The sequence below is a fragment of the Salinivibrio sp. SS2 genome (genome assembly GCF_001722075.1).
Lineage (GTDB): Bacteria > Pseudomonadota > Gammaproteobacteria > Enterobacterales > Vibrionaceae > Salinivibrio > Salinivibrio proteolyticus.
In genome coordinates this window covers 44895-71031 of the sequence record NZ_MEBP01000083.1, presented here as the reverse complement: position 1 = coordinate 71031, position 26137 = coordinate 44895, and the positions used below count along the sequence as shown (strand labels likewise).

Here is a 26137-nt window from a genome sequence, read left to right as displayed (position 1 = left end):
AGCCAGAGCCAGAGCCAGACTCACAATCTGCTGCGGTTCGCGAGCGGGAAAGACCGCAGCGCGAAGGCTTTTTTGCCCGCCTAAAACGTGGCTTACAAAAAACCAAGACCAACTTAGGATCTGGGTTCTTTGGCCTATTTAGTGGCAAAAAGATCGATGATGAACTGTTCGAAGAGCTTGAAGAACAGTTGCTGATTGCCGATGTGGGCATGGAAGCAACCACCAAAATCATTGATAACCTGACCGATAAAGCTAGCCGTCGCGATCTGAAAGATGGGGAAGCCCTGTATGGCATTCTCAAACAAGAAATGGCGCAGATGCTGGAAAAAGTCGAACAGCCGCTGGTGATTAGCGATCAAAAGCCCTATGTGATCTTAATGGTTGGCGTGAACGGGGTGGGCAAAACCACCACCATCGGCAAGATGGCGCGTCAATTCCAAGACCAAGGCAAATCGGTGATGCTAGCTGCTGGTGACACCTTCCGAGCCGCCGCTGTCGAGCAACTTCAGGCTTGGGGCGAGCGTAATCACGTACCTGTGATTGCCCAGCACACCGGCGCTGACAGTGCCTCTGTGCTTTATGATGCGATTGAGGCGGCGAAAGCCCGTAATGTGGATGTGGTAATTGCCGACACCGCGGGACGCTTGCAAAACAAAGCCAACTTGATGGAAGAGCTACGTAAAATTGTGCGTGTAATGCAAAAACTGGATGTTGGCGCGCCGCATGAAGTGATGCTGACCCTTGATGCTGGCACCGGACAAAACGCGATCAGCCAAGCGAAACTGTTTAATGACATTGCGCCGCTAACCGGTATTACCCTCACAAAATTGGACGGGACCGCCAAAGGTGGCGTCATTTTTGCCGTGGCTGAACAATTTAATATTCCCATCCGCTATATTGGGGTAGGCGAAGGCATTGAGGATCTTCGCACCTTCAATGCCAATGACTTTATCGAGGCCTTATTTAGCCGGGAGGAGTAACCGTGATCCAGTTTCAGCAGGTCAGTAAAGCCTATCGAGGCGGCCGCCAAGCACTGCAAAAAGTGAATTTCGACTTGCCTAAGGGTGATATGGCGCTGCTTACCGGCCACTCTGGCGCGGGAAAGAGCACCTTGCTGAAGCTGATTTGTGCCATTGAGCGGCCCAGTGATGGGCAGATTTTTTTCAATGGTCATGATATTTCTCGGATCCCTCGTCAAGATGTTCCCTTTTTGCGCCGTCATTTAGGGATCATCTTTCAAGATCACAAGCTATTGATGGACGCGACTGTGTATGAAAACGTCGCGCTCCCTTTGCGTATTGAGCAACAGTCAGACAACGAGATCAAAAAGCGGGTTTCGGCGGCGCTGGATAAAGTCGGCTTACTGGATAAAGCGCGTTGTTATCCTATTCAGTTGTCAGGGGGTGAACAGCAACGTGTTGGAATTGCCCGTGCGGTGGTGAATCGTCCCCAAGTGCTGCTGGCCGATGAGCCAACCGGTAATTTGGATGCTGCATTATCGGCGCAAATCATGGAGCTCTTTCGCTTGTTCAACCAAGTGGGCGTTACCATTCTAATGGCCACCCATGATACGTCCTTGCTTGAACAATATCGCCATTTGCGTCGTTTTGAACTCAATCAAGGCAGCTTGGCGGAGGTACGTCATGGCTGAAGGCTTTGTACAAACCCAGCGCCGACACGCACGCGCGGCATGGCAAGATCTCTTTCAACGCCCGGTTGGGAATTTGCTCACCCTGACGGTACTGGCCGTGGCCCTGTCTTTGCCAGTCACTTTCTACTTACTGGCTAAAAACGTCTTGGCAGTGACCGACCAATGGCACAACCCAGCGGAGTTGAGTGTCTATCTTGATAAAGCGCAGACCGAGGCACAATCGCAAGCCCTTGCTAGCGATATTCGCGGTTGGTCTGATGTGGCCAGTGTGACCTATATTTCGCCCTCACAAGGGCTCGATACTTTGCGTGTCCAACGTGGCTTTGAGCAGGCCGTTAGCTTGCTCGACAACAACCCACTTCCGGCGGTGTTAGTGGTCGTGCCGCGCGTCGATGTGTCTGCCTCTGACAGCGGAACACAGGTTGCGCTCAGCCAAGTGGCGCAAGGGTTATCGGCGAAGCTCACTGCATTGGATGGTGTCGAAGAGGTACGTCTCGACAGCGATTGGCTAGCCAGACTGGAAGCGATCAAGCACATCGCTATCACCTTGGCTTGGTTGTTCTCGGGGCTGATGCTGGCAGCGGTGCTGCTAGTGGTCGGCAATACCCTGAGGTTACAGGTGCTCCATCATCAATCCCGTATTCAAGTGATGAAGATGGTGGGGGCAACCGACAGCTTTATTTTGCGTCCCTATCTCTACATGGGCGCTTGGTTAGGCGGATTGGCGGCGGTGTTGGCATGGGTGATTACCGCATTAAATACGTTTTTAATGGATGCGGCGGTCAGTCAATTGGCACAGCTTTATGACAATCGCTTTACGCTCACCGGACTTGGTTGGGATGAATCTTTGCTATTGTTGATGGTGTCCACCCTATTAGGGGTGCTGGCCGCGGTGCTGGCGACACGTCGTCATCTAAAAGAAATTGAACCTGTGTAGACTTATTGCGGTCATAGAGCACGAGACACACAACAGGGCTTGCAGTTTTACCCCGCTTGGGTATATTTTTGCATGCTTAATCAGCAATTCGGTCTTCGACGATTCGGAAACGAGGTTTGAATGACAAAAGAGATGTACGCACTGGCCCCCATCGCACAGGATAACTTAGACAGTTACCTGCAGGCGGTGAATAGCCACCCCATGCTCACTGCCGAAGAGGAGCATGCGTTGGCCGAGCGTCTCCATTACCATGGTGATCTTGAGGCAGCGAAATCGCTGATCCTCTCGCACTTACGTTTTGTTGTTCATATCGCCCGTGGATACACCGGATACGGCTTACCCATGGCAGATTTAGTGCAAGAAGGTAACATCGGCTTGATGAAAGCGGTCAAACGCTTTAACCCAGAAGTCGGCGTTCGCCTTGTCTCCTTTGCGGTGCACTGGATCAAAGCCGAAATTCACGAGTACGTGCTGCGTAACTGGCGTATCGTTAAAGTGGCAACCACCAAAGCACAGCGTAAGCTGTTCTTTAACCTGCGCAAAAACAAAAAGCGCTTGGGGTGGTTTAACAACGATGAAGTGAACATGGTGGCGGAGCAACTTGGTGTAGATGCTGCAGAAGTCCGCGAGATGGAAGCACGTCTCGCCGCGCAAGATGCGACCTTCGAAGCCCCAGCAAACGCCGATGATGAGCGTGATGGCGCCGCCATGGCTCCAGTCTACTATTTAGAAGACAAGAGCTCTGATGTGGCGGCCTCGCTAGAAGCGGAAAACTGGGAATCGCACGCGAACCGACGTCTTGCCCATGCACTGGCTGCATTGGATGAGCGAAGCCAACACATTGTTCGCGCACGTTGGTTGGATGATGACAAGGCCACGTTGCAAGATTTGGCGGATCATTACCAAGTCTCGGCTGAGCGGATTCGCCAGCTTGAAAAAAATGCGATGAAGAAACTGAAACATGCCATGGGTGACGCCCTATAGCGCTATCCATGCGAATAAACCGGCCCGCGGGCCGGTTTTTTTATATCTGTTGATCATCGGAGTTAGAAAGTTTCACGTAACTTATTCACAACTTATCCATGATCAGATCTATATCTAGTGGATCCTATTCAACGATCTTCGCTTATCAACGCAATCCACACCTTTTTCCACAGACGATCAATAAATGACCATGCCTTAACCTGTCTAACAAGCGAGGCGGTATAAACTCAGGTACAATGCCGTTTATAACGAGTGGCGCGATAGCATTGTGCTACATAACTTTGGGAATAACTCTGTGAGTGGAGTGGAATTAGGTATGGATCAGTTTGCTCATATCTCTGTGACCGATGCGTGGGAAATGCTGCGTGATGATCAGCAAAATGCAGTATTAGTGGATATTCGTGATCCACAAACCTTTCAAGTGGCGCACTCTCAAGGTGCCTTTCACTTAACCAACGACACCTTGGTCGCCTTTATGGATCAGGTCGACTTTGATCAACCCGTACTGGTGATGTGCTATCACGGCATTAGCAGCCAAGGGGCGGCACAGTATTTAATTAACCAAGGGTTCGAGTCTGTCTACAGTGTCGATGGTGGCTTTGAGGCTTGGCATCGTCAGGCCTTGCCGACTGAGTCAGGACTGGAATAGGCGCAAGGAGCCTCTATGCAAAAAATGGCGGTACTGCCTAACGCACGGCTAGCGCAGGCATTTGTCGATTATGCAGCAGCGCATAAGGTGGCGATTGAGCTGGCACCGGAAGCGGATGCCCAAGTGGCGTTATGGCTGGTCGATGACAGCCAAGCCGCCTGGGTTGAACAAGAACTGGCCCGTTTTGTGGCGGAGCCTATGCATAGCCGCTATCAGGCTGCGTCTTGGCAGGTAGCGGAAACCCGTCACGCTCGGTTTCATTATCCCTCCGCAGGGTTATGGCAAACGGTGAAAGACAAATCTGGTCCAGTGACGATTACCGTGATGATCGCGTGTGCCGCCTTGTTTGCCATGATGATCTTGGGCGGGTTTGAGGTCGTCGTGCGCAGCTTGCTGTTTCCCGCTGACAGCGGGCAGCGCTGGCAATTGTGGCGGTTGTTTAGTCACGCCTTGCTTCATTTCTCGGCGCTACACATCGTCTTTAACTTATTGTGGTGGTGGGTACTTGGGGGACGTATCGAGCAACGGGCTGGTGGCAGCAAGCTGATGCAGATTTTCCTCTTTGCCGCCCTTTTCTCCGGTCTGGGGCAATATTGGCTGGAAGGGCCTTATTTTGGCGGCTTATCCGGTGTGGTTTACGCGCTCTTAGGCTATTTATGGTGGTTAACGTGGCTCGCCCCCGAGCGCGGGTTAACCATTGAGAAACCGTATGTCGTGTTTATGTTGGCATGGTTAGTGATTGGGTTCTTCCAACCACTGGGTATGAATATCGCCAATATGGCGCACGTGTTTGGCTTAGGCGTCGGTTGCTTACTCGGCCTTTGGGATGCCAAACGCGCGGCCTAACATTGTCCGTCAAACAAACGCAAACGAAAAAGAGCAGATTACTGCTCTTTTTTTATTCGAACGCACATTTTTATTGTTCTAGATCGATAATTTATGTTAGGATTCACGGTTTTTGTTTTCATTTTGAGTGAATATTCCATCCGTTGAGCGTATTCGAATATTTCAATGCTCACTCTTTTGATTTGTAACCCTTTTACCTATCCATCGCGTACATCTTACTGAGGAACCCTCTCATGTTTGGAATCTTTCGTCCGGCACCTCACCGGCAAAGATTGCCAGAATCGCAAGTCGGCTCAACCTACACCCGACTGCGTTGGCAATTGTTTATTGGTATTTTTATCGGTTATGCCGGTTACTACCTAGTGCGTAAAAACTTCAGCTTGGCGATGCCATTTCTTATTGAAGAGTATGGTTTTAGCCGCGGCGATCTTGGCTTTGCATTAGCTGCTGTCTCGATCGCTTACGGTCTGTCTAAATTTCTCATGGGCAGCGTGTCTGACCGCTCTAACCCTCGCTACTTCTTGAGTGCTGGCTTGTTAATGTCCTCGCTGGTGATGTTCTGTTTTGGCTTTATGCCGTGGTCAACCAGCAGTATTACCATTATGTTTATCCTGCTGTTTATTAACGGTTGGGTACAAGGCATGGGCTGGCCGGCTTGCGGGCGTACCATGGTGCACTGGTGGTCACGCCGCGAGCGTGGTGAGCTGGTGTCTGTTTGGAACGTGGCGCATAACGTGGGGGGCGGCTTGATTGGCCCGCTATTCTTGCTTGGCCTGTGGCTGTTCAATGACGACTGGCGTGCCTCTTTCTATGTCCCGGCGTTTTTTGCAGCTTTGGTCGCGGTATTCATCTGGTTAACCCTACGCGATACCCCGCAATCATGTGGTTTGCCACCGATTGAAGAATACAAAAACGACTATCCAGAAAACTACGACGAAGAAGCCTTTGAGAAGGAAATGACCGCCAAAGATATCTTCGTGACGTATGTACTGAAAAACCGTCTTTTGTGGTACATCGCGATTGCTAACGCCTTTGTCTACTTGATTCGCTATGGCGTATTGGACTGGGCGCCTGTGTATCTGGATGAAGCCAAAGGCTTTACCGTCGATAAGTCCTCGTGGGCTTACTTCCTCTACGAGTGGGCGGGGATCCCAGGCACACTGCTGTGTGGTTGGATGTCAGATAAGTTCTTCAAAGGAGCACGTGCGCCGGCGGGTGTGCTGTTCATGGTCTTAGTCACCTTGGCGGTATTAGTCTATTGGTTTAACCCTGCGGGCAATCCGGGCGTCGATATGGTCGCGTTGGTGGCGATTGGCTTCTTGATTTATGGTCCTGTGATGCTGATCGGCTTGTATGCGCTTGAGCTTGCACCGAAAAAAGCAGCCGGTACGGCGGCAGGTTTAACCGGACTATTCGGTTACCTCGGTGGTGCCGTGGTGGCCAATATTGCATTGGGTTATACCGTGGATCACTTTGGTTGGGACGGTGGCTTTATGCTCCTTACCGGCGGCTGTATCTTGGCGATTTTCTTCCTATGCTTAGCATGGGTAGGTGAGAGCCGCGTGCGTCGTGAGTCACCGGCACATGCTGCCTAAACAATCAGTCTTGGCATTGCCCATAGGCAATGAGTAAACTAGAAAGCCCCCGTGACCGCGGGGGCTTTTTGTAAGGGGAGATGCAGTGAAGCAAAACAAACGTCATCAGCAAATCATTGATCTGGTTAAGTCACAAGGATACGTGAGCACGGAAGACTTGGTTGAGCGCTTCAATGTCAGCCCGCAAACGATTCGACGCGATCTCAATGAATTGGCCGCAGAGAACCACATTCGCCGCCATCACGGTGGGGCGACAGTACCGTCGAGTTCGGAAAACACCGCGTATGCAACGCGTAAGGTCTTGCAGCAGCAAGAAAAAGACACCATTGCTCAAGCTTTGGTGAAGCACATTCCGGATGGCGCGACCTTGTTTATTGATATCGGCACCACACCGGAGGCGGTCGCGCGCGCGTTACTCAATCACCATAACTTACGGGTGGTGACCAATAACTTAAATGCCGCTGCTATCTTAATGCCCAAGCAGGATTTCACCCTGATTATTGCTGGGGGCGAAGTGCGCAACCGTGACGGGGGTATTGTGGGTGAAGCTACCCTCGATTTTATCTCCCAGTTCCGCCTCGACTTCGGCATTTTGGGGATCAGTGGCATTGATGATGATGGGTCGCTGCTCGATTTTGACTACCACGAGGTACGTGTCAAAAAAGCGATTCTAGATAACAGCCGCTGTGTGATGCTGGCTGCCGACCATACCAAGTTTGGTCGTAATGCCATGGTGAATCTTGGCAACATTACCCAACTCGATATGGTCTTTACCGATGCTGAGCCACCGAGCAATGTGCGCGACATGTTGTTAGCACAAGGTGGCCACCTTGAAGTGGTGCCCAGCGATGCTGAGCAAGATGCGTTATCCGCGTAGCAGATAACGGTCGCTTATTGGTATAGGTACTTGGTAAACAAGAGATCGGCGAGAATGCGTCGATTGGTTTCTGCTAATAAGAGCTCATTGACGCGCTCCAGGCAGGCTTTACGGATTGCTTCTCGACCGGATAGCGATTTTATCTTGGTGACGGTTTGCTGACTCAAGGTCTCAATGATGGCATCACGGATCAGCGGCGCATGGTACTCCAGCTCACGCACCAGTTTCGGATCATCGACCATCAGTTCCACTTTGACATTGATAAAGCCGAGCCGGCTCCCCTCAGTGACATAGTTGGTGGTGATTTCAGGCTCTAGGGAAAAATAGCTGTATTTGGGCGCTTGTCCATCACCCTCTGCTTCAGCGAACACGGCCGAGCTGGTCAGTAATAATAGGCCGACTAAGGCCATCCATAAGGTTTGAATCTTTCTCATATCCACCCAGCAATTCAGTTGCTCATATGATAGGGTTAGGCCGCCCTGCATTCTCCAATCGGGACTGGCTTGCTACAATTGCCAGCCGAGTATAGCAATATTGTAAGCCACCGAGGGGATGAAGCGGGCGAATTTTGCGCGATGTGGCACAGGAAACAATGTCGGATTTAAATCAAACCTATTTGGCGGCGCTGAAACAAGCGCGCTGGGAACGACCAGATATCGCCGCGTTAAAACGCTCTCAACATGGGAGTTGGTTACTCGAATCGCATTCGATGACGGCTCGACTCAAGCGCCACTGTCAGCGCTTTGATGTGGATGTGGTCAATGTGTATCAACTGACGCCGGATAAACTGACCACGGATGAAGTGGCATTAATCGGTCACGAGGCGTGCGTGGTGCGTGAAGTGATCTTAAAGGGAGACGGCCACGCATGGGTTTGTGGGCGCACGCTGTTACCCGCTTCCACGCTTGAAGGACAAGGCGGTTACCTGAACGCCCTAGGCGCCGTGCCGTTAGGTCAGCATGTTTTTAAACAGCGCGCATCGCGCCGTGATGCGATTGAAGTGGCGGAAGTAACGATGCCAACGGGTGGACTTCAAGCGCGTCGCTCGCGGCTTTGGCTGCATAACCGTCCGATGTTGGTGGCGGAATTGTTTTTACCTGATTCGCCCATGTACGGAAAGGAGATCCCCGCATGAGCCCTAAGTTAGTGGCGCTGGCTCAACTGGCCCGCCTTGACCGTCCGATTGGGACCTTATTATTTTTATGGCCAACCTTGTGGGCTTTATTTTTGGCTGCCGACGGTCTGCCACCCTTCGATGTGTTGGCGGTCTTCGTATTGGGCGTATACATGATGCGTGCTGCCGGATGCGTGATTAATGACTATGCGGATCGTCATTTTGATGGCCATGTTAAACGCACTAAGGATAGGCCACTGCCGTCTGGACGTATTAGCGAAAAAGAGGCGCTCGCGCTATTTTTTGGCTTGGTTCTCGCCTCGTTTGCGCTGGTATTAACGCAAAACCTGTTGACCATTCAACTGTCCTTTGTCGGCGTCGCCTTGGCGTTTGTCTATCCCTTTATGAAGCGTTACACCCATCTTCCTCAATTGGTATTGGGGCTGGCGTTTAGTTGGGGGATCCCGATGGGATTTGCCGCCGTGCAAGACACCATTCCTCCCGTTGCATGGCTTTTGTTTATGGCAAATAACTGTTGGATCATTGCCTATGACACCCTTTATGCCATGGTCGACCGAGATGATGATTTGAAGATCGGGGTGAAATCGACCGCCATTTTATTTGGCCGTTGGGACAAAGCGACGATTGGTGGTTTGCAATTATCGACACTGTTACTGCTGATGTTGGTGGGAAATTGGCTGGCCCTGTCTGCAGGCTTTCATTGGAGCTTGCTGGCCGCGTTCGCGTTGTTTGTTTACCAGCAGTATTTAGTGCGTGATCGAGAAAGAATGCCTTGCTTTCAGGCGTTTATGAACAATAACTATGTGGGTTTAGTGATTTTTCTGGGCGTCTTAGCGGGCGTATACCTCTAAGTAATCACTGACCCTGACACATAAAAAAAGGCGCATCATGCGCCTTTTTTAGTGCTCAATATCGGATGCTTATTGCCCGCTGTCGGACTCGGTGTTTTCTGCTCGGCCCGTCAGTGGCTGGTTCAGCACTGCCTGAATGGTGAGCTGGACTTCTGGTGAAATCAGCCCGCATACCAAATTATTCAGTGCTTGGATGCGCTCAGCATTAGCTTTGGCATCGTCATCGAGATAGCCTTGCTCACGGAGCGTATCCACAAAGGTACTGAACACGCCTTTATCAAAAAACTCCGGCGCGTTGATCCCGTGTAGGCGGCTTAAACGCTGTGCCAACATTTGGCTGTGTTTTTCCAGATCACGCTTTTCAATATGCGGCTGGTGGGTGTACAAGGTCAACGTAATTGCATAGCGTTGCAAGGTTTCGACGATGGTACGCCCCAGCAATTGCAACTCACCCAGCTTGGCATTGTTCATGGTCACTTTATCGACGTTACAACAAATCAGCGACTGTGCCTGCATGGCATGCAATAGCGCATCAAAGTAGCTATCTAAGCTGGCTTGGTCAAAACTCATAAACAGCTCGGCTTTGAGCAGCGGATAAAGCTGCTGCACGCAGGCGCGTAAGCCACTTTGGCTGATGGTTTTGTGGGTGATCAGGATCTGCGCAATCAATGAAGGCAGCGCCACCAAATGGATCACGTTGTTGCGATAATAGGTCATCAAAATCGCTTGCTGACGGTTCAGCGAGATCACATCGCCCATGGTGTCTTTCTCGACCACAAACTTATTCAGTGACAAAGCATGGTCGACTAAGTCCGCGGGACTGTCTTGCGGCACACTGCAACAGGCCGAATACGGCGCTTGTGTAAGCAGCTGTTGATACACCGCAAGTTGGGTCTCCAATGCCTCGCGGCTTAAGGCGCGTTGACGGGAGGCCAGCAGTGCGGTGGCACAAAGGGTCAGGGCATTAGTGGCGGCCGCATCGTTAATCCGAGTCATTACTTTTTCAGCCAAGTCATTGACCACTGGATTCATCCAAGCGGGTTTCTGCGGCTCAATCGGATTGATGTAATCATGCCAGTCCGGCACCTTGTCGTTCAGGTGTTGGTTCAGTGGAATAGGCTCGCCAAAGTTGACGTAACCCAGTCCGTAGTTACGCAGCTTACGCACAATGCCTACCACTTGACCAAAGCTCTCTTTTTCTTTGCGTTGGCCTTGCAGCTCTTTGGCGTAGGTGCTGACCTCCATCACGTGCTCGTAGCCAATATAGACGGGCACCAAGGTGATTGGGCGTTGTTGACCACGCAGCATGGCCTGCAAGGTCATGGCAAGCATCCCCGTTTTCGCCGGTAGCAAGCGACCTGTGCGTGAGCGGCCGCCCTCGGAGAAGTACTCGACCGAATAGCCGCGAGCAAATAGCTCTGCCAAGTATTCACGGAAAACGGTGGAATACAGGCGGTTGCCTTTAAAGCTGCGGCGAATAAAGAAGGCGCCGCCACGGCGGAATAAGGGTCCAGCCGGGAAGAAGTTGAGGTTGACGCCGGCGGCAATATGCGGCGGTACCAGTCCTTCTTTGTACAGCACATACGACAGCAACAAGTAGTCCATGTGTGAGCGGTGGCAGGGCACATAGACTATTTCATGGCCGTCTTGCGCCAACTGACGCACGCGCTCGGCGTTGTTGACGTTGATGCCTTGATACAGCTTGTTCCACAACCAAGTCAGCAAGCGATCACTATAGCGAATTAAGCGATAGGAGAAGTTGGCGGCGATCTCTTCCATCATATCGACCGCTTCTTTGCGCACTTTCTCAACCGAGACATTGCGGCTTTGCGCTTCATCGTGAACCACTTTGTCGATCGCTTTCGAGGCCAGCAGACGCTTAAAGAGCAAGGCGCGATTCGGGAGCCGAGGTCCCGAGGCAGCGAGTTTTTGACGCGAGAAGTGGATCATCGCCACTCGCGCGAGTTTGTGCGCAATCGCTTGGTCGGTGCCGTGCTTGTCGGCCATATAGCGTAGCGATACTGCTTGGCTGATGCGCACCATACCATCACGGCCACGGGTCAGAATGGTCCACAGTTTCTCAGGGCCATTCATTGCGCGCAAAATCGCTTGATCACGCTGCGTTTCGTTACCCGGATCCCGTTGCCACAGCACCGAGGCGGGGACGAGCTGAATATCTAGCTCACTGTCTTGGCGATGAAGGTTAAGTAAATCTTTAAAGTGCGCCAACGAGCGGGCCGGTAAATCTTGCTGACCACTAAATACCTTGCGGCCGTGGCTAATAAACACGTAGCGCGGCAAGGTGGTATCCCCAATGGTGAGGGGCTTTAACGGATCAGGCAGCCCTTGACGCAAACAGGTTCGCCTAAGGGTCAGTAAATCCGTGTGGGAGTGAAACGGCAGCACATAGACGATGGGCCGTGTTAACGATAGGTTGAGCTGCTCAATAGGTTCGGATGGAATACAGTGGGTTTTTACCCATGCAGAGAGCGGCAAATTCAATAGCTTATAATAGAGTTTTTGCCAGAGAGCCATAACGGTTAGCGCCTCAAAATCAAAATGCGCGCCAAGGATAGCAGAAAAGTACGGCGAACTCGCAACGAAAGGTCGGGAAATTACGCTAACCCACCGTTTCAAGCCACAATGAGATCCGCTTCTCGCTGCGTGAATTAGGCCTTTTCAAGCATTTAATTACTGGATATACTCACAGTTAACTGTATAAAAAGACAGGTAAGAGCATGAAGCCGTTAACCGCGAGACAACAGCAGGTTTTTGATTTAATCAAAGCCCATATCGAAGAGACAGGGATGCCGCCGACCCGTGCCGAGATAGCTCGTCAGTTGGGTTTTCGTTCCGCGAACGCGGCGGAAGAGCATCTAAAAGCCTTAGCCCGTAAAGGGGTGCTGGAAATTATTCCCGGCGCGTCACGAGGTATTCGTCTGATTTGCGAAGAAGAAGTGGTCGCCCCAGAAGATCAAGGTTTGCCGCTGATTGGTCGCGTGGCGGCTGGTGAACCGATATTGGCGCAAGAGCATGTCGAAAGCCATTACCAAGTTGACCCTGCCTTGTTTAAACCGCGCGCAGACTTTTTATTACGCGTCAACGGCATGAGCATGAAAGACATTGGCATCCTAGATGGCGATTTACTGGCGGTGCACAAGACCCAAGATGTGCACAATGGCCAAGTCGTTGTCGCTCGCGTTGATGACGATGTGACCGTGAAGCGTCTTGAGAAAAAAGGCGCGCAAGTGGTATTGCACGCTGAAAATGACGAATTTATGCCGATCTCGGTGGATTTAACCGCACAATCACTGACCATTGAAGGCGTGGCTGTGGGTGTGATCCGTAACGCCGATTGGATGTAATAGGTTTCTGGCACGGGCGTCGCTCGCCCGTGATTTGACCGCGGTTAAAAAAACACCTTTGCATTATTGCTCAAGCAAACGATAATTATTATCATCTATGATTATCGTATGTGGAGGTGTCCGTGCGTACTCAACAGCATTCTGTTCCTAGCAAGCTATTCAAGCCGATGTGGCTGCGCAGCCGTGAGAGCCTTACCGATGATGGGGTGATTTACGATCCGGTGGCGGCTGCAGCCTGTCAGGGGTGTGTTCTCCAGCCCGAATGTGATTGGCACAACCTGGATCAAACCCAGCTGCTTTATGCCACGCTTACCAGTCAATGTGACGCGATTGTAAAACAATTCTTAGCCCAGCATCCCACCGCGTGGATTATTAACGTGGGGGGCGGACTCGATACCCGTTTTTACCGTCTCGACAATGGCCGTTGTCGTTGGTTGGAAGTAGACGTCGACGAAACCTTACTTTGGCGTGAGCGACTCTTTCATACCAGTGAACGGTTTCGGATGGTGCAAGGCTCGGTCAAGCAGCTTGATTGGCTAGATCAATTAGCGGTACCTGCCGGTCACCCAACCATGCTAATTTGTGACCAAGCCTTACTGGAGTGCAGTAACCGCGAAATTTCAGCCTTTTGCCATCATATCAGCCGCCATTTTCCGCAAATGGAGGCATGTTTAGTGCTGGCGGGGGACAAATGTCATACTCGCATGGGACAAAAGTTAGGCTGCGAACAGTACCAACATGGTTTTGCCGACCCGAGAATGGCGATCGTTAATGCTTTGCCGTGGGCGTGCCGCGTAGAAGAAAAATCACCGCTCGATAAACCCTGTCCCCGTTGGCGGTTATGGCAACGTGCATTAGCGGCCATGCCACGCTATCGTCTGCGCTTCACGCCTGTTGTCCTTCATCTCGAGTTATAACTTTTCTTTCGCGCTATCGCTTTTCTGCCGTCGTGCTCACACAAGGTGGGCACGTGTCTGGCTTTATGATCTTTTTCGCCTCGATTTTTTGTCCTTTTCGCCATCCTTGCCTAACTTAATTGTAAATAAAACGTTAACTATCGTTAGTGATTGTATCTGTGCGTATTCTCGCCAGCGTCAATCATGAGTGAGGCAGGAGGAAGCCGTGTTGAGGCGCCGATTACTACTTTTGATAGGGACAATGCTCCTTCCTGCAGTGGGTGTGCATGCTGCAGAACGAGAAGGCTGGAACCTCACCCAAGGGGTGACGGCCATCAGTCAGCAGGTGTATGACCTGCACATGACCATCTTTTATATCTGCGTTGCGATTGGCGTATTGGTGTTTGGGGTGATGTTTTGGGCCATCATCCGTCACCGTAAATCCAAAGGCGCAAAACCTGCCTCATTTCATGAAAGTACCAAGGTAGAAATTGCGTGGACGCTCGTGCCGTTTTTGATTTTGGTGGGCATGGCGATTCCGGCCACCCAGGTGTTACTCGATATGGAAGACACTACCGAGCCGGACCTCACAGTGCAGGTAACGGGATCACAATGGAAGTGGCATTACCGCTATTTTGACCATGACGTTGCCTTCTTTTCTCTGCTTGCCTCAAGCCCCGAACAAATCCGCAATGAAAGACAAAAGCGTGACACCTATTTACTCGAGGTCGATCAGCCTCTGGTGTTGCCAGTCGGGCGCAAGGTGCGCTTTTTAATCACCTCACAAGATGTGATTCATTCGTGGTGGGTGCCCGCCTTTGCGGTGAAGAAAGACGCTAACCCCGGTTTTATTAATGAGGCATGGACCAAAATTGATAAGCCCGGCATTTATCGCGGCCAATGTGCAGAGCTGTGCGGTAAAGACCACGGCTTTATGCCGATTGTGGTGATCGCCAAGCCGCAAGAGGAATTTGATGCTTGGGTGCACAAAACGGCGCTAGCACAGCAAAAAGCGCGCGAAGAGGAGCAACGCTTGCTGGACATGGAAATGCCGATGGATGAGCTGATGGCGCTTGGCAAGCAAGTGTATGACAGCCGCTGTGGCATGTGTCACCAAAGCGAAGGACAAGGGATGCCAGGCGTGTTCCCCGCGTTGGCCGGCGCTGAGATTGCCATTCAACCGGATAGGTTGGTCGATCATATTGATATTGTCGTCAACGGCAAAGCAGGTACCGCCATGCAAGCGTTTGGTCCGCAATTGTCGCTCAAAGAATTGGCGGCGGTGGTGACCTATGAGCGCAATGCGTGGGGCAATGACACCGGTGATACCGTACAAGCTGCGCAAATCAACGCGGTGAAGTCAGGTGAAGATCTTTAGGAGCGCGTGATGACAGATACTACCCCAGATACCTTGCATGACGATCATCACCACAAACCGCGTGGGATTATGCGTTGGGTGTTGACCACCAACCACAAAGATATTGGCTCCATGTATCTGATTTTTAGCTTCACCATGTTTTTACTGGGTGGGGCGATGGCGATGGTTATTCGTGCTGAGCTTTTCCAGCCCGGCCTGCAACTGGTTGAGCCTAACTTTTTCAACCAAATGACAACAGTACACGGCCTGATCATGGTGTTTGGCGCGGTGATGCCCGCGTTTACCGGTTTGGCTAACTGGATGGTGCCGATGATGATAGGGGCGCCGGACATGGCGCTGCCACGAATGAATAACTGGAGCTTTTGGATCCTGCCGTTCGCGTTCTTACTGCTTATTGGTTCCTTGTTTATGGAAGGCGGCGGCCCTAACTTTGGCTGGACGTTTTACGCACCGCTGTCGACCACTTATAGCCCAGACAGTACCGGCCTGTTTGTCTTCGCCCTGCATATCATGGGGATCAGCTCAATCATGGGGGCCATCAATGTGATTGTCACCATCACCAATATGCGTGCGCCGGGCATGACCTACATGAAAATGCCGCTGTTTGTTTGGACGTGGCTGATCACGGCTTTTTTGCTGATTGCGGTAATGCCGGTATTGGCAGGGGCAGCCACCATGGTGCTGACAGATAAGTACTTTGGTACCAGCTTTTTTGATGCCGCGGGGGGCGGCGATCCTGTGATGTTCCAGCATATTTTCTGGTTCTTTGGTCACCCCGAGGTCTACATCATGATTTTGCCCAGCTTTGGCATTATCTCGGCCATTGTCCCAGCGTTTTCACGTAAGCGCCTGTTTGGCTATAGCTCGATGGTGTATGCCACCGCCTCGATCGCGGGGTTAAGCTTTTTGGTATGGGCGCACCATATGTTCACCACTGGGATGCCTGTGTTTGCCGAATTGTTTTTCATGTTCTGCACCATGCTGATCTCGGTGCCGACTGGGGTGAAAGTCTTTAACTGGGTCGCCACCATGTGGCGGGGATCCTTGACCTTTGAAGTACCCATGTTGTTTGCAATTGCCTTTATTGTGTTGTTCACCATCGGCGGGTTTTCGGGCTTGATGCTGGCGATCACGCCGGTCGATTTTCAGTATCACGATACCTATTTTGTGGTGGCGCATTTCCACTATGTGCTGGTTTCGGGGGCGGTGTTCTCGATTATGGCCGCGGCTTACTACTGGCTCCCCAAGTGGACTGGCCATATGTTTAATGAAACCTTAGCCAAGTGGCACTTTTGGTGCTCGGTGATTTCGGTCAATGTGCTTTTCTTCCCCATGCACTTTCTGGGACTGGCGGGGATGCCACGCCGGATCCCCGATTATGCGCTGCAATTTGCGGACGTGAACGCCATTGTCAGCATTGGTGGCTTTGCCTTTGGCTTATCACAACTTATTTTCCTCGCGGTGGTGATCAAATGCGCGCGCGGCGGTGAACCTACTGCGGCGAAGCCGTGGGAGGGTGCCGAAGGGCTGGAGTGGACAGTGCCTTCACCAGCACCGTATCACACCTTTGAGACACCACCGGATCTAGAGGAGACGCGCCATGGCCACTGAGTCTGCGCGCTCGGTGCGCCGCTTACTGCTGCTCGCCGTGGCGATGTTTGGCTTTGCGTTTGCCTTAGTGCCTTTGTATGACGTGTTCTGTGATGTTACTGGGATCAATGGCAAAACCGACAATGAGGCTGCCGCATCCAGTGCGGGCATTGACCAAGATCGCTTGGTGACCATTGAATTTATTGCCTACATTAACCCGGGGATGCGCTGGACGTTCGAGCCCCAAGTTAATCAGATGCAAGTGCACCCTGGTGAAACCCATACCATCAACTACCTAGCCACCAACAATGCGCGCTATGACACCATTGGCCAAGCGGTGCCTTCGGTCTCACCCGGGATAGCCGCCCAATACTTGAACAAAATTGAATGCTTTTGTTTTAACCGTCAGCCTTTACCGCGTGGTGAGGATGCCTCCTTGCCGCTTATCTTCTACGTGGACCCCGAGTTGCCGGATGACATTAACCACTTAACGCTGGCCTACACCTTGTTTGATGTGACCGCCAGCGCCAAGGAATAAGGAGGCGATCATGGCGACGCCTGAACGTTATTATGTCCCTGCGGCGAGTATTTGGCCGATTGTTGGTGCGGTAGCGCTGTTTTTGATTGCCGCTGGTGCGGGTGCCACGGTGGGCGGTTTATTTGGTGGCAATGGCCCTTGGCTGTTACTGGCCGGTACCGTACTTATTTTGGTTATGCTCACCGGTTGGTTTCGCGACGTGATCCGCGAATCCATGCAAGGGCTGTACTCGGCCCAAATGGACAGCTCTTTTCGCCAAGGAATGAGTTGGTTTATTTTCTCTGAAGTAATGTTTTTTGGCGCTTTTTTTGGTGCGCTCTTTTATGCCCGCTTTATCGCCGTTCCGTGGCTGGGGGGCGCGAGTAACAATGCGATGACGGCCGCGGTATTGTGGCCAGATTTCGTCGCTCAGTGGCCACTCACTTTAACCCCGGGCGGGATTGAAACCACCGCGATGCCCGCGATGGGGTTACCGCTGTTAAACACCTTTATCCTTCTGACCTCCTCGGTGACGCTCCAGATTGCCCATACCGCGATGGAGAAAAACCAACGGGGGCGAATTAAAAGCTTCCTATTGGCCACGGTGTTATTAGGCGCATTGTTTATGTTTTTTCAGGGCGAAGAATACATCCATGCCTATCAAGAAATGGATCTACGTCTCGACTCTGGGGTCTATGGCAACACCTTTTATTTATTAACTGGCTTTCATGGCCTACACGTTACATTAGGCACCATCATGTTGTTTGTGATTTGGTTACGTGTATTACGCGGCCACTTCACACCGACACAACACTTTGGTTTTCAAGCCAGTGCTTGGTATTGGCACTTTGTTGATGTGGTGTGGTTATGCTTGTTCGTTTTTGTATACATCTTATAGCTCAATAGGGGCGTGGGTTGGGGGTAATCCAGCCCATTGAGAGCGCCAATAAAAGCAGTACGAAGATACAGACGGAAAATAAAACGCGACGGCCCAAAAAGCGAGATAAAGGCACGGAGCGATCGCCATTGAGCAAGACAGGAATGGCACGAAATAAGTTAAACAAAATAAAGATCAGCAAACAAATCAGAATAGCTTTGACCAGCATAAGCGCTCCTTAGCGCAATAGGTAATCATGAAACAAGGACGGCGAATGGGGTTTCTGATATTGACTGTGGTTGTGGTCGCGCTACTCGTCAAGTTAAGTCATTGGCAATGGACGCGTGGCGTGCAAAAAGCCCAACACTTGGCACAGTTTGATGCCAATCAAGCCCCCAACTCACTTTCAGGCATGGTGCGAAAAGGCCAACGGTTGGCGCTCGACGGCCAGTTTCGCCCTGAATTTGCCGTGTGGCTGGATAATCAGACCCACCAAGGTCAGGTTGGCTATCGCCTTTTTCTTCCTTTTGTGCCGAGCCAACAGCCATCGCAATGGTGGCTGGTGGAATTGGGCTGGGTGGCTGCGCCAGCATTGCGCCGTTTGCCGGCCGTGCCCGTGTTGGCATCGCGCTACCAGCTGTCTGGCTTTGTCGATACACCCTCTGAGCGGGTGGTACTCAAGGAAGAAACGGCATCGCACGCCTGGCCCGCTCGAGTTCAGCGCATTGATTTAAAAGCACTTAACGCCCAACTGACAACGCTGAATACGCAGTGGTTGATACGGACAGAAACATTGATGGATGTGACCACGCCGAGTCGGGATGCCTTGGCGCAAGCGGGGATTACGCCGGTGTGGCAGCCGGTGGTAATGCCACCGGTAAAACATTATGGCTATGCCTTGCAATGGGCACTTATGGCGCTCGCAGTCAGTATTGGCGCGGGCATCTGGTGGTACAAAACAAAACAGAGGGAAGCGGTGTGAAAGGACGCATGACGCTCCTAGCATTGATTGGTATTTTTGTCCTGCCTGTGGTGGTGGCGAAATTGGTGCTAGAGCAAAGCTGGTATGAAAAAGGGGTCACCAATTACGGACAGTTTCTCGCTGAGCCGGCGACCTTGAATTGGTTGCCTGAGCAAGGCCAGTGGCGGTTGATTTATCGGGTGCCAGAGCAATGTGACGCTGTATGCGAGCAAGCCCTGTTTCAGTTAACACAAATTCCGATTGCGGTCGGCAAAGAGCGCGATCGGGTCACTAGCGTGGCACTGACAAGTACCACCCCTAACGCACCGGAGGTACTGACATGGCAAACCCTGACGACGGAACAGGCGCAGGCATGGCAGCAGCAAGCATTTGATAAAAATACCATTTATCTTAGCGATCCGATGAACAATGTGGTGCTGGCCTATCCTGTCAGTGACGATAAAACGAAGTGGGTAGCGCAAGGCAAAGGCTTATTGCGTGATCTCAAACGGCTTCTTAAATTGTCGAGGGTAGGCTGATTATGGCAACGCGTCGCTACCAACTCGCCGTCTTATCGACACTGATACTGGCCGTGCTGGTGGTTGGGCTTGGCGCGTTTACCCGCCTTACTGAAGCGGGGCTAGGCTGCCCAGACTGGCCCGGATGCTATGGCCATTTGGCAGTACCGGCCAGTGAAAGCGCGCAATCGGTCGCCATGTCGCGTTTTCCTGATGCGCCGCTTGATATCCATAAAGCATGGAATGAAATGTTGCACCGCTACGTGGCGGGCACTTTAGGGCTGGCGATTTTTGCGTTGGCGTGGATCAGCTGGCGACGTCCTGACTATCAGGCTTTACGACCACTGACCACCTTGCTCAGTGTAGTGGTCATCGCGCAAGCCGCCCTAGGGATGTGGACCGTGACTTTAAGTTTGATGCCGGTGGTGGTGATGGCGCACTTACTCGGTGGTTTCACCACGGTATGCTTGCTAGTTTGGCTGGCGGTGGCGACAGGCGCGCTCCGATTGCCTGTGTTTTCGATGTCGTCATCCGCGCGCCGCGTGGGCACGTTGGCTTTGGTCGCGGTGATTGTACAAATCGGCCTCGGCGGCTGGACCTCTGCCAACTATGCCGCCACCGTCTGCACTCAGCTACCTATCTGCGAAAGCCCTTGGTGGCAGCTTTTCACCCCTTCCGCCTTTCATCCCGTCAGTCCTCTTAGCGAAACCTATCAATTTGGCGTGCTGAACCATGCCGAGCGGGTGACCATCCATGCTACCCACCGTCTGGGCGCCATGGTGGTCACCGTATTAGTGCTCGCTTGGGCATGGATGCTGTGGCGTGCTGGGGCGCGCGCGCTGGCAATGGCAGTGAGTGGTGTGCTGGCGATGCAAATTACGTTAGGGGTGACCAATGTGGTCGCGCTACTGCCGCTGAGTGTGGCGGTGGCACACAACTTAGGGGGATTATCACTGTTGGTTACGTTGCTGATCACTCGTCGTTTATCTCTTTCCTCGCCACTATCTCAAGGAGCTCGTGATGGCACAGTTTCAACGAACCGCTAGTGTTTCGACACGGGTTGGCGCCAATTGGCGTGATTATTACGAGCTAACCAAACCGCGTGTGGTTGCTATGTTGCTTCTCACCGCGTTGGTGGGCATGTGCTTAGCCACTCCCGGCTGGCCACCTTGGTCGGCGGTGCTGGTGGGATTGTTTGGCATTGGTGCGCAAGCCAGCGCAGCGGCGGTGTTTAATCACGTTATCGACTGGAAAATTGACACGAAAATGCAGCGCACCCGCCATCGCCCCGTGGCCGAGGGACGAGTGAGTCAAGGCGCCGCGTTGGCCTTTGCGGTGATACTGATGGTGATGGGATTCATTGCCTGTTGGTGGCTGAACCCGCTCACTGCTTGGCTAACGTTTGCCAGTCTAGTCGGGTATGCGTTGGTGTATACCCAGTGGCTTAAACCCGCGACCCCGCAAAATATCGTGATTGGCGGGTTGGCGGGTGCAATGCCGCCTTTGCTAGGCTGGACCGCGGTGACCGGAGAGCTTCACGCCCACGCGCTGCTGCTGGTGATGATCATTTTTACTTGGACGCCGCCTCACTTTTGGGCGTTAGCGATACATCGCCGCCATGATTATGCCAAAGCCGATGTGCCGATGTTGCCTGTCACTCATGGGGTCGGGTTTACCCAAACTATGGTCTTGCTTTACACCCTACTGCTGGTCATCGTGGGCATTTTACCTTGGCTGACCGGGATGAGTGGTTGGTTGTATCTAGTGGGGGCGACCACGTTAAATCTGGTCTTTGTCGGTTACGCTTGGCGACTGAAAACCCAGTCGCAAAAAGGCATCGCGTGGCAGACCTTTAAGTTCTCGATATGGCATATCTTCGCGACCTTTGTGGTGCTCCTTGCCGACCACGCGTTGCGCTATTAAGGGGCTACTTTAGCCCTTGCGCCGACAGCACGGTGGCTTTGTCGGCGACAAAAGACACTTTGATATGCTTACCATCGCCGCCCCACACACAGTGGGTTAAGCCCATGGTGTCGTCGCATTGGCTAGGCTCGCCAATGTGGCTCACAACCGCGTCATAGCTCATGCCCACTTCGAGCTGATCGTAGTTTTGCTTGGTCACTTTCGAGCAACCCGCTAGCAATACCGCCAACACACAGGCAAAAAATACACGCATAACCTTTCCTTATTTACAGAGGTGATGAGCCTAGTTGGCGCAATGCAACTGATGCAGTGCAATGGCCGCTCGTCGATTAGATTGTCGCAATGGTACACTGCTGCATCGATAAGGGCCACCCGCTGACCTTGCCGGTTATCGCTGCAATCGTGTTCTTTATCAAAAATGATACATCATCCTGACGCATAGCGTGGCGTCCAATATTGAGAACGAGGAAGTATGTGGCAGTCTCTCACTCAGCGTGAGCTTCATTGGCGGGTCTTATCGCTGGCTTTACCTATGGTGATCTCCAATATCACCGTCCCCCTGTTAGGGTTAGTGGATGCCGCGGTGATCGGCCACTTAGACCATGCATGGTATTTAGGTGGTGTGGCGGTTGGCAGCACCATGATAAATGTGACCTTTTGGCTGTTGGGCTTTTTGCGTATGGCGACCACCGGGTTTACCGCGCAAGCCTATGGCGCGAGTGATAACCGTGAGCTGGCGGCCACCTTTGTGCGTGGCGCGACCTTAGCGGGCTTGCTGGCTGTACTGTTGATCGCACTGCATGTGCCTATTTTAGAGGGGGTGATGCACTTTAGTGATGCCAGCGCCGAGGTGAAACATTACGCGAGCCAGTACTTCTCCATTCGGATCTTTAGTGCGCCGGCGACCTTGATGAACTTGGTGATCATGGGTTGGCTACTGGGGGCGCAAAATGCGCGCCAGCCGATGTGGCTGCTGATTGTGGTTAACAGTGCCAATATTGTCCTTGATTTGCTGTTTGTGGTGGGCCTCGATATGAAAGTCGAAGGAGCTGCTGCAGCGAGTGTGGCTGCCGATTATATCGGCCTCATGTTGGGGCTCTATTTTGTCAAAGGTATATGGCAATTGCGTCAGTTACCGACCGTTCGGTCGGTGTTTGAGCGCGGGCTAACTGGGATGAGCCGCTTGCTTAAGCTTAATCGAGACATCTTTTTACGCAGCCTTAGCTTGCAGTTGGCGTTTACCTTTATGACCTTCCAAGGGGCGACACTCGGTGATGACATTGTGGCCGCTAATGCGGTGCTGATGAGTTTTCTGATGTTGATTTCTTTTGCAATGGACGGCTTTGCCTATGCGATAGAAGCAATGGTGGGTAGAGCGATTGGCGCGCAGAGCAAGTCTGCGTTGTTGGTGTCATTGATAGGTAGCACGTTTTGGTCGTTGGTGATTTGCCTGGCTATCACGCTGGCATTTGGTGTGGCAGGCCGTCACATCATTGCGCTGATTTCCGACATCGAGGCGGTGCGTGACCAAGCGGCGCGTTATTTACCTTGGCTAGTGGCCATGCCTTTAGTGTCGATGTGGTGCTTTTTGCTCGATGGTATCTTTATTGGTGCGACGCGGGGTAAAGACATGCGCAATGGAATGTTTGTCGCCACCGCGGGCTTTTTTGCTGCATGGTGGCTAGCGCAAGATTGGGGCAATCACGCCCTGTGGTTAGCGATGCTCACTTTTATGGCGCTACGAGGGCTCAGTCTTGCGGTGTGCTTTGTTTACCACTGGCGACGAGATAGCTTTTTTGACGTCACGCACTGAGACCTATCAACAAAAAAACAGGCCAGTTGGCCTGTTTTTGCGATAGAGGGATGCAACGTATTAGTAGTAAGAATGATCGCCACGCGCGTGCTCGGTCACATCGCGCACACCCTTTAGCTCACCGCTGAACTCGGCCAGCAACTGCTTTTCGATCCCTTCTTTTAAGGTTACGTCTACCATTGAGCAGCCATTACAACCGCCACCGAATTGCAAAATCGCCACGGCGTCATCGGTGATTTCAATCAAGTTAACATGGCCGCCATGGCTGGCAAGCTGTGGGTTGACTTGGCTTTGAATCACGTAATCAACACGCTCCATCAAAGGCGCATCGGAGGCCACTTTCCGCATTTTCGCATTCGGTGCTTTCAGCGTCAGCTGTGAGCCCATTTTATCGGTGACAAAGTCGATTTCCGCGTCGTCTAAAAACGGTAGGCTTAGCTCATCAATGAAAGCAGAGAAGCCGTTGAATTTGAGTTCGGTATCGCTGCTTTCTACTGCTTCGGGTGGACAATAAGAAACACCGCACTCGGCGTTTGGCGTGCCTGGGTTAACCACAAACACGCGAATATTGGTGCCCTCGGGCTGTTGCTCAAGCAACTTCACAAAGTGGCTTTGTGCATTTTCTGAAATTTTGACTTCTGACACGACAAATACCTGACTAATCCAGTGTGTTTTGTACAGTGTACTCCGGTTTTTACTTGCTATCACCCCTTGTTCAATGTGGCTAATTTATGGTCACTGCGGTTTATCTCAAGGGAGCTTGGTTCGCGCAATACAATAAATATCGACCCGTTTCGCACCCGCTCGGCGCAACAAACGGCAAAGTTGACTGACCGTTTCTCCGGTTGTCACCACGTCGTCGACAAGCGCAACATGCTCTGCCGGCAGTGCACCGTGTAAGCGAAATGCCCCGCGCAGGTTCTTCAGTCGCGCAGATCTATCCAGCCCTTGCTGAGGCGAGGTATGGCGAGTACGTCTTAGATAGTGAGTGACGACTCGGCTGCCAAGCCGCTGTTGTAGCGCCCATGCCAGATGGGCGCTTTGGTTAAAGCCGCGTTGTATTCGTCGCCGCCAGTGTAAGGGAACAGGCAGTAAGACTGGGGCAGGCGTGTCGATTTTCTCGCTGAGCAGCGTGGCGAACGGAAGGGCCAGCTCGAAGTCTCCTTGATATTTAAAGCGGTGAACCAAATCAGGGAGCGGGTCGAGGTAGGCACTGATCGCGGTAAGCGTATGCCACGCAGGTGGATGGCTGAGACACTGACCACAATGTGTTTGAGGGGTGAGCACCGGCAAGCCACAACATTGACACCCGTAGGCCTGATGATGTTTATCCCAGCACGCATCGCAGCACAAGGTGTGATCGGCAGGGAGGGATAAGCGACACACGGGGCACTGATGGGGCAAAGATTTGCCCCTAATGCTTTGCCAAACGCCAGCAAGGCGAGGGGGATGAATTGCTGGTATCATAGCCATCCTGATGAAAAAGAGTACAAAGGCAGTGTAAAGCATGGCGTTATGTGATTGGCAATCTTACGGACAAGGCCCCGATCTGGTTCTCATTCATGGCTGGGGAATGAACAGTGCTGTTTGGTCGCTTATCTTGCCGTATCTCACTGCAAACTACCGGGTTCATTGTGTTGACTTGCCCGGATTTGGGTTGAGCCCCGCACAGCCGGGGCTTGATTTAGAACAACTGGCACAAGTGTTGCTTAAAGAATCACCAGCGCAAGCAACTTGGTTGGGCTGGTCACTGGGCGGATTGGTGGCCACGCAAGCGGCCCTGCTCGCGCCCCATCGTTTGACGGGGCTCGTGACGGTCGCAAGCTCACCCAAGTTTGTCGCGGAACCGGGATGGCGAGGCATTAAACCCGCGGTGCTGAATGCATTTGCCTCACAGCTTGAGCAGGATTTTTCTTTGACCGTGGAGCGATTTATGGCGCTGCAGGCCATGGGGTCGCCCACTGCGAAGAAAGACATTAAAGCGCTCAAGCAGGCAGTGTTTTCACGACCTGCACCGGATCCTCAGGCTCTGGCCGATGGTTTGCAAATACTGGCTTCGGCGGATTTACGTCAAGCATGCCAGTCAATTCGCTTACCTTGGCTGCGGTTGTACGGTCGCCTCGACGGGTTGGTACCTGTCGCCGTGGCGGGACAGATGGACGCTTGGGTACCTCATTCACCGAGTGAGGTCTTTGCACACAGTGCCCATGCCCCTTTTGTCACTGAGCCTGACGGTGTGATAGACAGGCTCACTGCCTTTCTGGCAACCAATTGCCGCCCTGACTGCGCGCGCTGAACGATTTTTGGCAGAATTGACTAAATCTTGTCATTCCTCTGCCGATAAGTTAACTATGTCACTTGCTCTGGTATGAGGAGAGACCATAATGAACGTAGGCAACGTTGGGCAGTCTCAGGCCTATCATCCTCAGTCGATGAAGCCAAAATCACCGCCGCAAACGCAACCAAATGCGGTCAAAGAGGTCAAAGATACAAAGCCCGCTGAGACAGCGGCCACCCCAGCGGTGAAAGACGTCAAGGATGCGAAAGCAGCCAAAAACGCTGAAGGCGTTGAAAAGTCTAAAGAGAAATCATCGGTTGAATCCTTTACTTATGGCGCGTTGGGCATGGACCATCCGGACAAAGTGAAGGAAAACGATGATACCGCCTATAACGCAGGACAATTTTTGTCTGCGCTGGGAACAATAGGCACAATACTCGCGGTTGTCGTCTAAACTATAAGGAGACGAGGCCGGACTGACAATGAGGCCTTCAGC

29 protein-coding genes are annotated in these 26137 nt (G+C 52.3%); 23 read left to right on the top strand and 6 right to left on the bottom strand.

The genetic code is table 11. From position 1 onward, the window contains the following. From ftsY to BGK46_RS10090, 8 genes are all read left to right on the top strand, one after another. On the top strand, positions 1 to 980 hold a 980-nt coding region (gene ftsY, locus BGK46_RS10125; RefSeq protein WP_069589050.1), incomplete at its 5' end, for a signal recognition particle-docking protein FtsY. 2 nt (positions 981 to 982) lie between these two features. Next, complete coding sequence (gene ftsE, locus BGK46_RS10120) at positions 983 to 1651, top strand: cell division ATP-binding protein FtsE (protein WP_069589049.1); 669 nt, start codon at positions 983 to 985, stop codon at positions 1649 to 1651. Beyond that, positions 1566 to 2588 (top strand): permease-like cell division protein FtsX, encoded by a 1023-nt coding sequence (gene ftsX / locus BGK46_RS10115; protein ID WP_371414195.1) that lies wholly within the window; start codon positions 1566 to 1568, stop codon positions 2586 to 2588. Before ftsE ends, ftsX begins: the two co-directional genes overlap by 86 nt. Positions 2589 to 2708: 120 nt before the next feature. After that, positions 2709 to 3572 (top strand): RNA polymerase sigma factor RpoH, encoded by an 864-nt coding sequence (rpoH, locus tag BGK46_RS10110; RefSeq protein ID WP_069589047.1) that lies wholly within the window; start codon positions 2709 to 2711, stop codon positions 3570 to 3572. A gap of 316 nt (positions 3573 to 3888) precedes the next feature. Then, positions 3889 to 4221 (top strand): thiosulfate sulfurtransferase GlpE, encoded by a 333-nt coding sequence (gene glpE, locus BGK46_RS10105; RefSeq protein ID WP_069589045.1) that lies wholly within the window; start codon positions 3889 to 3891, stop codon positions 4219 to 4221. Positions 4222 to 4236: 15 nt separating this feature from the next. Continuing rightward, complete coding sequence (glpG, locus tag BGK46_RS10100; RefSeq protein WP_069589044.1) at positions 4237 to 5067, top strand: rhomboid family intramembrane serine protease GlpG; 831 nt, start codon at positions 4237 to 4239, stop codon at positions 5065 to 5067. A gap of 233 nt (positions 5068 to 5300) precedes the next feature. After that, on the top strand, positions 5301 to 6662 hold the full coding sequence (gene glpT / locus BGK46_RS10095) for a glycerol-3-phosphate transporter (protein ID WP_069589042.1): 1362 nt from the start codon (positions 5301 to 5303) through the stop codon (positions 6660 to 6662). An 85-nt stretch (positions 6663 to 6747) separates the two neighbouring features. Continuing rightward, the gene (locus BGK46_RS10090; protein WP_069589041.1) at positions 6748 to 7539 is read left to right on the top strand and encodes a DeoR/GlpR family transcriptional regulator; all 792 of its coding nucleotides are present in this window, start codon (positions 6748 to 6750) and stop codon (positions 7537 to 7539) included. Between the two features lie 14 nt (positions 7540 to 7553). On the opposite strand, the gene BGK46_RS10085 is transcribed toward BGK46_RS10090, so the two are convergent. Then, a complete protein-coding gene (locus BGK46_RS10085; RefSeq protein ID WP_069589058.1) occupies positions 7554 to 7973 on the bottom strand; it encodes a flagellar basal body-associated protein FliL in 420 nt (139 codons plus the stop codon). Positions 7974 to 8131: 158 nt separating this feature from the next. Between BGK46_RS10085 and BGK46_RS10080 the strand changes: the two genes are divergently transcribed. Beyond that, positions 8132 to 8674, top strand: coding sequence for a chorismate lyase (locus tag BGK46_RS10080; RefSeq protein ID WP_069589039.1), 543 nt, complete (start codon positions 8132 to 8134; stop codon positions 8672 to 8674). Continuing rightward, positions 8671 to 9525, top strand: coding sequence for a 4-hydroxybenzoate octaprenyltransferase (gene ubiA, locus BGK46_RS10075; protein ID WP_069589038.1), 855 nt, complete (start codon positions 8671 to 8673; stop codon positions 9523 to 9525). The genes BGK46_RS10080 and ubiA overlap by 4 nt, the downstream gene beginning before the upstream one ends. A 69-nt stretch (positions 9526 to 9594) precedes the next feature. On the opposite strand, the gene plsB is transcribed toward ubiA, so the two are convergent. Beyond that, positions 9595 to 12060: a glycerol-3-phosphate 1-O-acyltransferase PlsB gene (gene plsB, locus BGK46_RS10070; RefSeq protein WP_069589036.1), complete on the bottom strand. Its 2466-nt coding sequence runs from the start codon at positions 12058 to 12060 to the stop codon at positions 9595 to 9597. Positions 12061 to 12263: 203 nt separating this feature from the next. Between plsB and lexA the strand changes: the two genes are divergently transcribed. The 6 genes from lexA (at position 12264) to BGK46_RS10040 (ending at position 18169) form a co-directional block, all read left to right on the top strand. Then, complete coding sequence (lexA, locus tag BGK46_RS10065) at positions 12264 to 12890, top strand: transcriptional repressor LexA (RefSeq protein ID WP_069589035.1); 627 nt, start codon at positions 12264 to 12266, stop codon at positions 12888 to 12890. Between the two features lie 122 nt (positions 12891 to 13012). Then, positions 13013 to 13807: a class I SAM-dependent methyltransferase gene (locus BGK46_RS10060; protein ID WP_338012741.1), complete on the top strand. Its 795-nt coding sequence runs from the start codon at positions 13013 to 13015 to the stop codon at positions 13805 to 13807. 241 nt (positions 13808 to 14048) lie between these two features. After that, the gene (gene coxB / locus BGK46_RS10055) at positions 14049 to 15164 is read left to right on the top strand and encodes a cytochrome c oxidase subunit II (RefSeq protein WP_069589032.1); all 1116 of its coding nucleotides are present in this window, start codon (positions 14049 to 14051) and stop codon (positions 15162 to 15164) included. Between the two features lie 9 nt (positions 15165 to 15173). Further along, positions 15174 to 16775, top strand: coding sequence for a cytochrome c oxidase subunit I (gene ctaD, locus BGK46_RS10050; RefSeq protein ID WP_069589031.1), 1602 nt, complete (start codon positions 15174 to 15176; stop codon positions 16773 to 16775). After that, positions 16765 to 17292 carry a cytochrome c oxidase assembly protein gene (locus BGK46_RS10045; protein ID WP_069589029.1) on the top strand — a complete coding sequence of 176 codons (528 nt, stop codon included), beginning with the start codon at positions 16765 to 16767 and terminating at the stop codon, positions 17290 to 17292. The genes ctaD and BGK46_RS10045 overlap by 11 nt, the downstream gene beginning before the upstream one ends. A gap of 10 nt (positions 17293 to 17302) precedes the next feature. Next, on the top strand, positions 17303 to 18169 hold the full coding sequence (locus tag BGK46_RS10040; RefSeq protein WP_069589028.1) for a cytochrome c oxidase subunit 3: 867 nt from the start codon (positions 17303 to 17305) through the stop codon (positions 18167 to 18169). A gap of 1 nt (position 18170) precedes the next feature. On the opposite strand, the gene BGK46_RS10035 is transcribed toward BGK46_RS10040, so the two are convergent. Then, positions 18171 to 18377: a DUF2909 domain-containing protein gene (locus tag BGK46_RS10035; RefSeq protein WP_069589027.1), complete on the bottom strand. Its 207-nt coding sequence runs from the start codon at positions 18375 to 18377 to the stop codon at positions 18171 to 18173. A 45-nt stretch (positions 18378 to 18422) separates the two neighbouring features. Here BGK46_RS10035 and BGK46_RS10030 point away from each other — a divergent pair, with 45 nt between their 5' ends. Genes BGK46_RS10030 through cyoE form a run of 4 tightly spaced genes read left to right on the top strand, consistent with a single transcriptional unit; the run spans position 18423 to position 21550 of the window. Next, the gene (locus BGK46_RS10030) at positions 18423 to 19130 is read left to right on the top strand and encodes an SURF1 family protein (protein WP_175418650.1); all 708 of its coding nucleotides are present in this window, start codon (positions 18423 to 18425) and stop codon (positions 19128 to 19130) included. Positions 19131 to 19138: 8 nt separating this feature from the next. After that, a complete protein-coding gene (locus BGK46_RS10025; protein ID WP_254659682.1) occupies positions 19139 to 19648 on the top strand; it encodes a hypothetical protein in 510 nt (169 codons plus the stop codon). Positions 19649 to 19650: 2 nt separating this feature from the next. Next, complete coding sequence (locus BGK46_RS10020; RefSeq protein ID WP_069589021.1) at positions 19651 to 20673, top strand: COX15/CtaA family protein; 1023 nt, start codon at positions 19651 to 19653, stop codon at positions 20671 to 20673. Beyond that, positions 20648 to 21550, top strand: coding sequence for a heme o synthase (gene cyoE, locus BGK46_RS10015; protein ID WP_069589017.1), 903 nt, complete (start codon positions 20648 to 20650; stop codon positions 21548 to 21550). Before BGK46_RS10020 ends, cyoE begins: the two co-directional genes overlap by 26 nt. 4 nt (positions 21551 to 21554) lie before the next feature. Here cyoE and BGK46_RS10010 read toward each other — a convergent pair whose 3' ends face one another. Beyond that, on the bottom strand, positions 21555 to 21803 hold the full coding sequence (locus BGK46_RS10010; protein ID WP_069589015.1) for a DUF3862 domain-containing protein: 249 nt from the start codon (positions 21801 to 21803) through the stop codon (positions 21555 to 21557). A gap of 219 nt (positions 21804 to 22022) precedes the next feature. Here BGK46_RS10010 and dinF point away from each other — a divergent pair, with 219 nt between their 5' ends. Then, positions 22023 to 23363, top strand: coding sequence for an MATE family efflux transporter DinF (gene dinF / locus BGK46_RS10005; protein WP_069589013.1), 1341 nt, complete (start codon positions 22023 to 22025; stop codon positions 23361 to 23363). 60 nt (positions 23364 to 23423) lie between these two features. Here the strand turns inward: dinF and nfuA are convergent, their stop codons facing one another. Together nfuA and BGK46_RS09995 are read right to left on the bottom strand one after the other, a co-directional pair. Next, on the bottom strand, positions 23424 to 24008 hold the full coding sequence (gene nfuA / locus BGK46_RS10000) for a Fe-S biogenesis protein NfuA (protein ID WP_069589010.1): 585 nt from the start codon (positions 24006 to 24008) through the stop codon (positions 23424 to 23426). A 105-nt stretch (positions 24009 to 24113) separates the two neighbouring features. After that, positions 24114 to 24830, bottom strand: coding sequence for a ComF family protein (locus BGK46_RS09995; protein WP_077639827.1), 717 nt, complete (start codon positions 24828 to 24830; stop codon positions 24114 to 24116). Between the two features lie 40 nt (positions 24831 to 24870). Here BGK46_RS09995 and bioH point away from each other — a divergent pair, with 40 nt between their 5' ends. After that, a complete protein-coding gene (bioH, locus tag BGK46_RS09990; protein WP_069589008.1) occupies positions 24871 to 25659 on the top strand; it encodes a pimeloyl-ACP methyl ester esterase BioH in 789 nt (262 codons plus the stop codon). A gap of 88 nt (positions 25660 to 25747) precedes the next feature. Beyond that, positions 25748 to 26095, top strand: a complete 348-nt coding sequence (locus tag BGK46_RS09985; protein ID WP_069589005.1) for a hypothetical protein — start codon at positions 25748 to 25750, stop codon at positions 26093 to 26095. Positions 26096 to 26137 lie beyond the last annotated feature (42 nt).